The organism is Spirosoma humi (assembly GCF_054776575.1).
Map to the genome: position 1 here is coordinate 79291 of NZ_BAAHBR010000004.1, position 11512 is coordinate 90802.

Here is an 11512-nt window from a genome sequence, read left to right on the forward strand (position 1 = left end):
GTTATTAGGGCACAACAATTCGACGACCCAGCGTGTACACACCGGTTAGTGTCACATACTGACCACGGCGGTACTTTAAGTAATCCTGGTCGGCATTGGCGCTGCGTGACGTAACATCCTTACCAATTTTGCGATCTCCGTTGAAATCCTGAGAGAAACGGAAAGGTGCATTGAAGATGTCCTGAATACCCAGGCGCAGTTCAAGCTGCTTGTTGAACGATTTGCTGATGTTGATATCCACCACGTGGCGCGGCATTTCGTAGGTGGTCGGGTCTTCGATATTACCCACCAGGAAGATGCGCGGACCTGCTACGTTGTACAATACATTGTACTGCCAGCCAGAGGTGGGGTTAGCGTAGTACAGTCCCAAGTTGACCAGGTAAGGGGACTGATTAGCCAGCGACCGGTTCCGGTCGGTACTGTTACCAAATCGCTCGATGATGCCGCTGGGTCCCGGCGCTTCAATGACATCGCCTGTCGTTACCCGGCTATTTATGTAAGAAGCGTTACCCACCACCTGGAGGTTTTGTAAAAAGGTGCTGCTGGAGTTACTAAATCCTTTCCGGAACTCCAGCTCCAGGCCGTAATTACGAGCCGAGATTGCATTGGTGAACGTAAACGTGAAGGCTCCCGGAATAGGAATCAGGAACGATTCGATGGGGTTGGTAAAGCCTTTGTAAAACCCGGTTATCGAAATCAATTCATTAGGCGTCGGGTAGAACTCATACTTTACATCGAAGTTCTGAATAGTGGCCGTTTTGAGGCCAGTGTTTCCCTGCACTTCAATCTGCCGGGCGAAATCGTAATACCGGAATGGCGCTAATTCACGTAGCTCAGGCCGGTTGACCGTTGATGAGTACGCCAGCCGAAGGTTCTGCTGGTCAGTGAGTTTATAGGTAAAGTTGACCGAAGGCAATGGACTGAAGATGTTATTGTCTACCAGTGGTTTGCCGGTAGGGGCGTTGGCCAGTCGGAGGGTCTGGTTGTAAAACTCGCCCCGGAAACCAAGCGTGAGGTTGGCCCGCGACCCGAAATTGATGTCGCCCGATACATAACCCGCGGCATAGCTTGTCTTGCCATTGTAGGAGTCGTTGTCGACGGTACCATCCTGAAGGCTGAAGCTTCCTTCCCGACCCGTTACGTTTTCGGGCGCAAACGCCTGACCAACGCCCAAGCCGCTGATGTTGTTGATCAACCCTACGCGCTCGTAGCCATAGAAACGGGCGGCAAAGTCACGGTTACGGCGCTCGCCATATACCCCAGCCCGGATACGATTTGGCTCCCGGTCGGTTGGATTGCCGAACGTATGTTCGTAATTACCAATCAGGGATACGACCTGCTCATTCAATTTGGAGTAGAAACGACCAACGTTGAGTGGGTTAGGCTGCACCGGCACATTGAGCCGGAACGGTTCAGGCTGCCCGTCAGCACCCAGAGCACCCTGCGGGCGTGTATACTGAGCGCGTTTCCAGTCGGGCTCCCAACGCCCGGAATACCCATAACTGGCAATCCAGTTCACTTTTGTTAGCTGGCTTAGCGAATGCTCCCCCGATACCTGCGAGTTTAGAATACTCCGGTTTTCAAAACGCTCCGAGTAGCTTTGTACATCAACCCCATCAATCACGAAACTTCCGTTACGAACAACCGTTTCAGTCGATCCTAACTGGTTAAAGAGCGTTTTCCATTCCAGCGTAAAGTTGGGCGAAAAGCGAAACGTCCAGTTGTGTAAAACGCCTAGCCGGGTAGAACGCGCGTACGTAGCATCGTTGTACTCCTGCTGAACGTCATTGGCTGTCGTGTTTTCATACAGCTTGAGGTTAACGTCCGTAAATTGATTGGTCAGGGCATAGTTGATGCTGGTCAGGTTGCTCACCCGTACATTTCCCAGGTCAAACCGGCGACCGGTATTGAACGCAATCCGCACGTCGGGTGCCACATTCACGTTGGTTAGCCCCCAATTGTTGGGCAACAGCCGGGCGTAGGTAGCCCGCCGAATAGAGCTTAGGCTATTGAACTCACCCGCCTTTTGAGGAAAGCTCGTTGGAATCTGCTGTTTTGAATCCCACAGTCCCAATAAATTCAGGCCACCCCGCTTATGGGACTGCACGTTTTGAAAGGTGGTGTTGGCCCGGTACCCTACGGTGACTCCCACGTCGGTAAAGTTTTGCTCCGGACGGCGCTTCGTATAAACTTTAATAACCCCACCGGCAAAATCGCCAGGTAACTCCGCTGAACCAGATTTGTAGACGATCATCCGGTCCAGAATGTTGCTGGGCACGATATCGAAGGAAAAGGAGCGGGATTCTACCTCGGTCGAAGGCGCGATGACATCGTTGATCAGTACGTTATTATATCGGGTGCCCAGACCCCGAATCAGCACAAACCGGTTATCGACAAGACTTACGCCCGGCACCCGGCGAATGGCTGCTGCCGCATCGCGGTCCTGCGATTTCTGAATCTGCATCGCCGAAATACCAACGGCAATGGGCTTGAGTTGCTTGATTTCAGTAATAACAGCGATTTCCGTATTGGTCGCCTTGTTGGCCCGAACCACTACTTCCTGAAGGGCCGTTCCTTCTTCGTCCAGTTCGGTATCTATAGCTGTTGTGTTGCCTGATTCGACCCGAACGTTTGGAATCTCCCTCGTTTTATACGAGACGTACGAGACAACGATTTTGTGTGTACCGGCTGGTACGTTGGCAAGGTTAAAGTTCCCTTCGATGTCGGTCGTACTACCTAGTTGTGTACCATCAACACGCACGGTACAGCCAATGAGAGATTCTTTTGTTTTTCCGTCTTTAACGGTTCCCCGGACGGTGCCGGTCTGTGCCCATAAGGCCGTAGACAGTAACGAAAAAAGGACAAGTAAAACGTGACGGTTCATTTTTTTAGTTTTGGTATCGCTTAAAGCGCTGCAAAACTATCCGCCCAATGTTACGCCAATATTACACGAATGTTAACTTTTAATCCGGTTTTAATAATACAAAGCCCTGACAATCAAAATTGTATTATCAGATTAGCTCTTTCACATTAAAGTCATCCTGCCCGTTTTTAATGGTGATTTTTTTACAAAAAGAAGACCAATACGAAATAAAATTTGGTAGAAAGCAGCACTCGGCGGATAGTACCTCTGCACTAACAGTCCATAAAATACTTACTCTACAGTAAACCTAATGTAGTTCATAAAGAGGCCTTTTCAGCGTAAAAACAGGATTTTCAAGGCAAAAAAAGGCTTTAATTACATTTTAACCTCGGTGCTGTATATCGTAACATTGGCGTAACAGCCTTCATCTGGATTAGCGTGAATTTTGCACTGAAAATCACCAATCTACTTACAGATGAAATTTTTTCGTTCTACATCACTACTTGTACTATTTCTAGTTATCGCTTTTTCAGCAACCTGGGCGCAGGTAACCACCAGCGGTCTTAGCGGTCGGATCATTGATACCAAGAAAGAAGCGTTAGTGGGCGCAACCGTACAGGCTACCTACACACCAACCGGCACGAAGTACGCAGCCGTGACGGACGTTGAAGGGCGCTTTCGGATCAATAACATGAATGCCGGTGGCCCTTACGAAATCGTTGTGACGTACGTAAGTTACAAAACCGAGACACAATCTGGCGTTACTTTACAACTGGGCGAAACCACCAACCTGAACATCACGCTTCAGGATGCCAGCACGCAATTATCCGAAGTGGTGGTGAAAGGCAATCGTGAAGGCGATAAGCAGGGGGCAGGTATTAGCGTAAACAGCGAAACCATCCGCCGGCTGCCCACCATTTCCCGCAGCCTGACCGACATGACGCGTCTGTCGCCACAGGTAAATAACCAGAACTCCTTTGCGGGGACCAACTTCCGGTACAATAACGTGACCATCGATGGCGCCATCAATAACGACGCTATTGGATTTAGTCCTTCGCTGGGGGGCTCTACCGGCACATCGGGGCAACCCGGTTCGAGTACCCGCACAAACCCCGTCAGTCTCGACGCCATACAGGACATTCAGGTAGCTGTGGCTCCGTTCGATGTCCGGCTGGGTAACTTTCTGGGTGGGTCGGTCAATGCCGTAACCCGCAGTGGTACGAATGAAGTAACGGGCTCTATATACGGATTCGGTCGGAATGCCGCCCTGACCGGTGCCTGGAACGGCGCGTCGAACGCCAAAGAGAAACTCCCCAGCACCTTTCATGAATACCAGACAGGCGTTCGGGTGGGTCTTCCGTTGATCAAGAACAAACTGTTCTTCTTTACGAATGAAGAAATTACGCGTCGGCAGGATCCGGTCCAGTTTCAGGCGGGTTCGCCCAGTTCGCTCATTAAAGATGTAGCCCTAGCCCAGCAGCTCAGCGATTTCGTAAAAACCAACTACGGTCTCGATGCGGGTTCAGCCGGTGATTACGCCATCTACTCCAACAGTACCAAGTTCTTCAACCGCATCGACTGGAACATCAACGATAAAAACCAGCTGACGATTCGGAATAACACCGTGTTCTCGGAAGCGACGAATCTGGAACGCGATGCGCAAAACTTCCGGTTTGGCAGCATCGACTACAAGCAAACCAACAACCAGAGCAGCACGGTAGCCGAATTGAAAAGCCAGTTCAGCGGCCGGGCATCCAACAGCCTGATCGTTGGGTATTCGAGTGTGCACGATTACCGCAATACGCTGTCTAATGTTCGCAGCTTTCCACAGGTAGAGATTGGGTACAACGGCGGAACGATTTTCCTGGGTAACGACCGGGAAGCATCGGTCTTCAACATGCGTCAGAAGACATTTGAGCTGACCGACAATTTTACCTTCTATCTGGGTAAAAACACGTTCACACTGGGCACGCACAACGAATTTTATACCATTGATTACGGGTTCGTCAACTCGCCGAACGGCCGGATATCGTACCGCAGCCCGGCTGAGTTCCTGGCGAAACTGCCCAACCGGGTACGTGGCTCCTATCCGTTTTCTGACGCCACCAATAACCTGGATAACCAGTTCAACAACCCGTATGCCCATTTCAATGTCAACCTGATGAGCGCTTACTTGCAGGATGACATTCAACTGAGTGACAAGTTGAAAATTTCCCCAGGGGTTCGCTTCGATTATTCAGGACTGCCGAAGAAACCAACGCTCAGCCCGCAGGTAACGGGCTCAGCCGGTGACCCGACCAACATGGGCAACACCTACAGCTTTACCCCCCTGAACCAGATCACGAACAACTTCCTGAACAACGTTCAGATTTCGCCCCGTTTAGGCTTTACGTTCGATGCCAATGGCGACAAAAGTCTGGTTATCCGGGGAGGAACGGGCTTGTTTACGGGCCGGATTCCATTTGCCTGGCTGGGCTATGCCTTCTACAACAACGGCGTAGGATACGGCGCGTATGACTTCAACAACAACGCCACGGCTACAACCAAACTAGTGGGCGACCCATTAGTACCCAACGGTGGTTTGCTGATCAACAACAACTCGGCCAACGGCGGTGTGACCCGTACACAGGTCGACCTGATCGACAACAATTTCAAGATGCCGCAGATGTTCCGGAATAACCTGGCCGTCGATTATGTGGTAGGTGGTTATAAATTCACCGTCGAGGGATTGTATACGAAAGTTATTCAGGACTTGAAGTTCCAGCAGGTCAACACGAAAGATGTCGTTCGGTATTACAGCTACGATACCCAGCACCAACAGCCTATTTACGTGGCCGCCAATGGATCGGCCGGAGCGCAGCGAATCGACAACAATTTCGCGAACGCCTACATGCTGTCGAATACGAACAAAGGGTATCGGTACAGCCTGACCGGGCAAATCCAACGCAACTTCCCGTTTGGCTTCGGGTTCTCAACGGCTTATACGTACGGCAAATCATTCGACATCACAAACGGTATTCGGAACTCGATGGAATCAAACTGGCAGTTGAACCAGTCGCTAACGCCCAACAATCCGCAACTGGGCTACTCGAACTTCGATATTCGCCATCGGATCGTGGGTACGGTGAATTACCGCCAGGTCTGGAATCCACGCAACGCAACTACCGTTACACTGTTTTACTCGCTGCAATCGGGAACGCCGTTCTCCTGGGGCTATGTTAACTCAACCATCGACGGAACAGGCCAGGCCAATAGTTTAGCCTATATTCCCCGTGACCTGACCGAAGCCCAAAAGCTGTTGCCAACCGGTACCCAGGCCGCTGACTTCATGGCGTTCGTTGAGTCAGATTCATACCTGAAAACGCGGAAAGGCACATTTACCGAGCGGAATGCCGGCCGTACACCCTGGAACAACACCATGGATCTGCGTTTCCTGCACGAGTTCAAATTGAAAGGTCGTCAGTCGATTCAGATTAGCTACGACATTATCAACTTCCTGAATTTGCTGGATAAAAAGCTGGGTTATTCGTACTTCGCTGCGAACACCTTCAACTCGACGGGATCTATTGGTCTGACACGGGCGACGAACCCAACCTCGGGTGATCCCACGTTTACCTGGAGTGCCCCATCTGCCCCCTACTCGATTGATCCGCTGGGTTCGCGCTGGCAGATGCAGGTAGGTGCCCGGTATACGTTCTAATTCCTACTCTTACTTTTCTGCGCAGAATGCCCGGCTAACCTAGCCGGGCATTTTGCGTTGGGGAGGAAAACGATAAAGGCCAGACTGCTCAATTCGCTTACTACCGCCCCTCAAAACCCCTAAATCCCCTAAAGGGGGCTTTATCTACTCGTGAGTAAAGTCCCCTTTAGGGGATTTAGGGGTAAAAAGCCCGCCAAATACTGACTTTCTATCATTCACATTCATCTCAAAAGAAAAAAGCCAGCGCAATACGCTGGCCTTTCGAACGACACCAATATGATTATAACGGATAGTTTGTTGCAGAAACAAACGGTACAACAAAGTTACCGATCAGCTATTACGCAAACGTTACGGCAGTATTATGGGCAGATTACGTTTAGAACGACTAGTTAATCCAGTATCCCATTGCGCAAACGTCCCGTGTTGTCTTTCCAAAATCCATTGACAAACGTGTATTTTATTTCCTTTCCTTTCATCAACAGAAAAGTCGGGATTTGCTCCAGTTGAAGCGGCCGAGCAGGCAACTCGCCGTCAAGCAGTAAATGCGCAGCCTGATTGGTAAAGTTCGCTTTACTCGCTTTCCGTACCTTAAAGACAACAACCCCGTCCCGGTGGAGAGCGGGCAAATCGAGTTTATCCAGATCGGCGGGTGATTCTAATATATCGGTATGGACACGAGCGGGCACCAGCGTCAGACCTGTCGCGTCGATTTCGTCGATTCCGTAAAACGTTGATAAATCACCAATGTCCTCAATGCTGCTCTTGTACTGAAATTGTCGGCTGGATTTGTCGTTAAGCTCATTGTAGTTGATACCCACATCGACCCTTACCGGTTTTCCTTTGCGTACAACCGTTGCGTTGCGAATCAGGACATCGAACAAGGCCCGGCCATTTTCCGGAATAGCCAGATAATCGGCATTCGATTCCTGCTTATAGGAGCCATCGGCAATCGCGTTCAGCGCCGACAGGATCGCTACGAAATTCAGCCGTCGAATCGCCATTTTTTCAGGGTCATCTTTGTAACCTCCCGACTCGATCAGTACCAACGTTGTCCCCCACTTCTGAATGTTGTCGCCAAAGGCACGTGGCTCGAATTCGTCGTCATAGCGAGCAATCTGGCCGGGGATGAGCGGCTGCAATACGCGGTTTATCCCCGCAATGAGTTGCATAGACCGCTGCCGAACGTCATTGATGTTTCGCTTCTCGTCATAAGCCGTCGCCAGAAACGACATGACCGCCTGTTTCCCCGTTTTCCCGACGCTGTAGCGCGGATTCTGGTCATGCAGATTAAAGCCCACCAGCGGTTGCAACGTTTGTTGCATATGCTTGAGCAAGGCTCCCTCCGGCGTTTGCAGACGAAGGGCGTCCCGGTTCATGTCGATGTCCGTAGCCGTCCGGCGCTGAAACCGTTCGGCCCCATCCGGATTGAGCATCGGCAAAAAATAAAGTGTCGTCTTTGACAAGATCGTCTGCCGGAATGCATCGAAACCATCGCCCTGAGCGCTCAGAAAGTTAAAGATATCGAACAACGCCATCGTGGCGGTGGCCTCATCGCCGTGCATCTGGCTCCAGAGCAGCACATTGGTTGTACCCGTTCCCGCTTTCACCTGGTAGATAGCCCGTTTCTCCAGCGACTCACCGACCTGACTCACCGACAGGGGTTGGGATACGGCCTGTAGCAAAGGCACAATGTCGGCATGTTTGAAACGCCGGTGGGTAAGGCTTTTTTCTTTGTACGTATCGTGCGCGTCGTATAGCTGACGAGCTATTTCCTGCGCCTGCGAATGGGTCGAAATCATCAGAAATAAAGATAGAGACAGGAAAAGCTTCCTCATAATTTTTGTCCTAGCCAAAGGCCTCCGGCAGAAGCGGCCAGGCATAAGACCACGTTCAGACCAATATTGAGTAAGGCAGCCCCGAAACGGCCATTCTGTATAAGTGTAACGGTATCATTGCTGAAGCTTGAGAAGGTGCTGAGTCCACCACAAAAGCCCACCCCAACCAGCAAACGAGCTTCTTCACCCGCCGATCGGCCGATTACCCAGCTAACGATAGTTCCCAGAATGAAACTGGCCACTACGTTCACCAACAGAATAGCTGCCGGAAACGGTGAACTCGTCAACGTGGCGGGTATCAGTCGGCCAAGGGCATAGCGCAGTACGCTCCCAAGACCACCACCGAAAAAAACCAGCACATTGGGATTCATCAACAAGGCTCTCATGCTGGCAAACTTACGAAAAACCGGGACGTTGATCAGCAGAACCATCCTTAGAATCACAGATGGGCCATTTTTTTCGCTATCATTGTAAAATAGCCCGTTCTATACCCTCCTTTCTCTTGCCTGCTATGGCTCAAAACCAACTTAAGAAACTACTAGGCGTCGGCTTTGGCGTGGCCGTTACGATTGGTGGCACCGTGGGTACCGGTATTCTGCGAAAGCCCGGCCCCATTGCGCAGGACATTGGTAACCCAACGCTGATCATTGGCGTCTGGCTGGCAGTTGGTCTCTATGCGCTGGCGGGGTCGCTTTCCGTTATGGAGCTGGGCACCATGCTTCCTAAAGCGGGGGGCTGGTACGTATATGCCCGACGGGCTTTCGGCAACTATGCCGGCTTCATTATCGGGATCAGCAGTTGGCTAGGCAGCGTCTCGGCCATGGCGTTTGGCGCGGCTGTTATGAGTGAATATCTTGGGTTGCTGTCGCCTTCACTGGTGGCTTATCAGCAAATCATGGCCATTGGCATTTTGGTTGCTTTCGTTGCGTTTCACTCGCTGGGCGTGCAGTTGGCCAGCCGGGCGCAGGAAGTGATGAGCGTGTTGAAAGCGGTTGGTTTACTGGCTTTTGTGATCATCTGCTTCGTCGTTACGCCTGATCAGCCCGTACCTGTCAGCACCGTCCGGCCGCTGGCAGAAGGGGGCCTGTGGGTAGGTATTCTGGCCGCGCTGCAAGCGGTCTTTTATACGTACGATGGCTGGCATACAGCGGCTTACTTCACAGAAGAAGACGTTGACCCCAGCCGAAACTTACCCCGCTCCATGATCCGGGGTGTATTGCTGATTATTGGTATTTATATACTGGTCAATCTGGCATTGCTGTACGTACTGCCTATGTCGGCCCTCGCTGGATCGAAGTTACCGGCCGCCGACGCCGTTCAACTTTTGTTCGGGCCGGGAAGCGCCAAGGTCGTTACCTTCCTACTGATGATTTCGATTATGGGGATCATCAACGCTCAGATTATGTTTAATCCGCGCGTGATCTTCGCGATGGGTCGGGACGGTTTGTTTTTCCGATTTGTTACGCACGTCAACGCGGGTGGTACGCCCACCTACGCGACGATTCTGACGGCCTCAGCGTCTATTCTGATGATCCTGACCAATACCTATGGTAAGCTGTCCGACATTGCTACGTTTTTCTTCGTGCTTTGTTACGCATCGTGTTTTGCCGCGCTGATCCGGCTCCGGCAAACGGAACCGAACCTGGAGCGCCCGGTTCGGGCCTGGGGGTATCCTTTTTCAACCTGGACCTTGCTTGTCGCATCACTGGCCTTTCTACTGGGCGTGGTCATCGGCGACTTTTCGAGCAGTTTGTATGCGCTGGGTTTCGTAGCCGTCAGCTATCCGGTTTATTTGTTGATAAAGACCAGATAAAACGCTCTTTAACAATTACATCCGTTCGTGAATTTCCGTCAGCAGCTCCGCTGTCCGTCGGCGCATTTCACTGACGGGCTGGGTGAAGTTGTTGTGCATAATGCTGAAATAAAGAAGCTTGTTTCGCTTCGTCAACAGGTATCCGCTTAAGTTATACACGCCCGTCATGGAGCCGGATTTAGCGAATATATAGGGTGTGCCGTTTACTGCCAGACTTCGCAATGTTCCCGATTGGCCAGCGGCTGGCAATAACGTAAATAGCCGTTTCTGCGGCACTTTAGCGTAAATACGGCCAAGCAAGTCAATTAGCGCATTGGGGGTGAACAGGTTGTAGCGGGACAAGCCAGAGCCATCGACCCAATTAATCGGGCTTCGCCCCGTAGCAGAACCCCGCAGACTGTCGGCAACTCGGCGCAATTCGACCATAGGCTTAAGCTGCGCCGACTGCTGTTCCGCCGAAACCATAAACAAAACCTGTTCGGCAAACTGATTGTCGCTTACCTGTAGCATCCGTTTATACAGCGAATCCGTGGATGAACCGTATATAAGCTGGGCATTCGGGGCAACCGGTAGGTTTACAACACCAACGGGCCGGTGAAGGGTATCGGTCAGTAGTTGAGCAGCCAATGCTGCCGACCATTTAAATGGCACATCCTGCCGGCTGGGTTTTCCGTCTACCGGGCGCAAAAAGTGGTTGGTAAATTCAGCCCGGTGTACACCTCTCGTAACGGTCGATGCGATCTGCGTACTATCGGCAAACCGACGTGGTCGGGCTATTCCGTTCATGAACCGGACAACGTTGCCGTAAATGGGCAGGGGAGCTAACTCTGGCGAGTAATCATCATTATAATCGTCCCAGGCCCAGCCCGCTCCGAAACGCGGCCCCATATAATTGCCGGGTGAATAAAACAGCCGCTCGGGGCGATTTCGCAGAAAAGCCAGCGCGGTGGTGTCGGGCAGGTCAGGATGCAGGAGCAACGGATTTCCCGTACCCCAGAATATCAGGGAATCGTTTCGAACGGCGTAGCGCAGTACAGGCAGCGAATCAGTCAGCGACAATAGCCCGGCATAAAAACTAAACAGCTTTGTATTCGACGCAGGCGTAAACGGCTTATCGGCATTGTGCTGAATCAGGGTCCGCCGTTGCGCAGGATCATACAGCGCAACGCCCGTAAAGTGATCGGTATAAGCTGTTTCTGTGCGCAGCTCACGAGCAATACGACGCGCGGGCGAACACCCGGCCACAATGAGTACGAGTAGAAAAGGCAACGCTGCTTTCATAATTTTCTGGGCCAGGGTAG

General features: G+C 51.5%; 6 protein-coding genes. 2 read left to right on the forward strand and 4 right to left on the reverse strand.

The genetic code is table 11. From position 1 onward, the window contains the following. Positions 1 to 4: 4 nt before the first annotated feature. The gene (locus ACYU8Y_RS06300) at positions 5 to 2884 is read right to left on the reverse strand and encodes a TonB-dependent receptor (protein WP_460935326.1); all 2880 of its coding nucleotides are present in this window, start codon (positions 2882 to 2884) and stop codon (positions 5 to 7) included. A 454-nt stretch (positions 2885 to 3338) separates the two neighbouring features. Between ACYU8Y_RS06300 and ACYU8Y_RS06305 the strand changes: the two genes are divergently transcribed. After that, positions 3339 to 6563, forward strand: coding sequence for a TonB-dependent receptor (locus tag ACYU8Y_RS06305; RefSeq protein ID WP_460935328.1), 3225 nt, complete (start codon positions 3339 to 3341; stop codon positions 6561 to 6563). Between the two features lie 389 nt (positions 6564 to 6952). On the opposite strand, the gene ACYU8Y_RS06310 is transcribed toward ACYU8Y_RS06305, so the two are convergent. Both ACYU8Y_RS06310 and crcB read right to left on the reverse strand, forming a co-directional pair. Next, on the reverse strand, positions 6953 to 8398 hold the full coding sequence (locus ACYU8Y_RS06310; protein WP_460935330.1) for a M14 family zinc carboxypeptidase: 1446 nt from the start codon (positions 8396 to 8398) through the stop codon (positions 6953 to 6955). Continuing rightward, the gene (crcB, locus tag ACYU8Y_RS06315; RefSeq protein WP_460935332.1) at positions 8395 to 8829 is read right to left on the reverse strand and encodes a fluoride efflux transporter CrcB; all 435 of its coding nucleotides are present in this window, start codon (positions 8827 to 8829) and stop codon (positions 8395 to 8397) included. The genes ACYU8Y_RS06310 and crcB overlap by 4 nt, the downstream gene beginning before the upstream one ends. Positions 8830 to 8909: 80 nt before the next feature. On the opposite strand from crcB, the gene ACYU8Y_RS06320 reads away from it, so the two are divergent. Next, a complete protein-coding gene (locus ACYU8Y_RS06320; RefSeq protein WP_460935334.1) occupies positions 8910 to 10211 on the forward strand; it encodes an APC family permease in 1302 nt (433 codons plus the stop codon). A 15-nt stretch (positions 10212 to 10226) separates the two neighbouring features. Here the strand turns inward: ACYU8Y_RS06320 and ACYU8Y_RS06325 are convergent, their stop codons facing one another. Further along, complete coding sequence (locus ACYU8Y_RS06325; RefSeq protein ID WP_460935336.1) at positions 10227 to 11492, reverse strand: D-alanyl-D-alanine carboxypeptidase; 1266 nt, start codon at positions 11490 to 11492, stop codon at positions 10227 to 10229. Between the last annotated feature and the right edge of the window lie 20 nt (positions 11493 to 11512).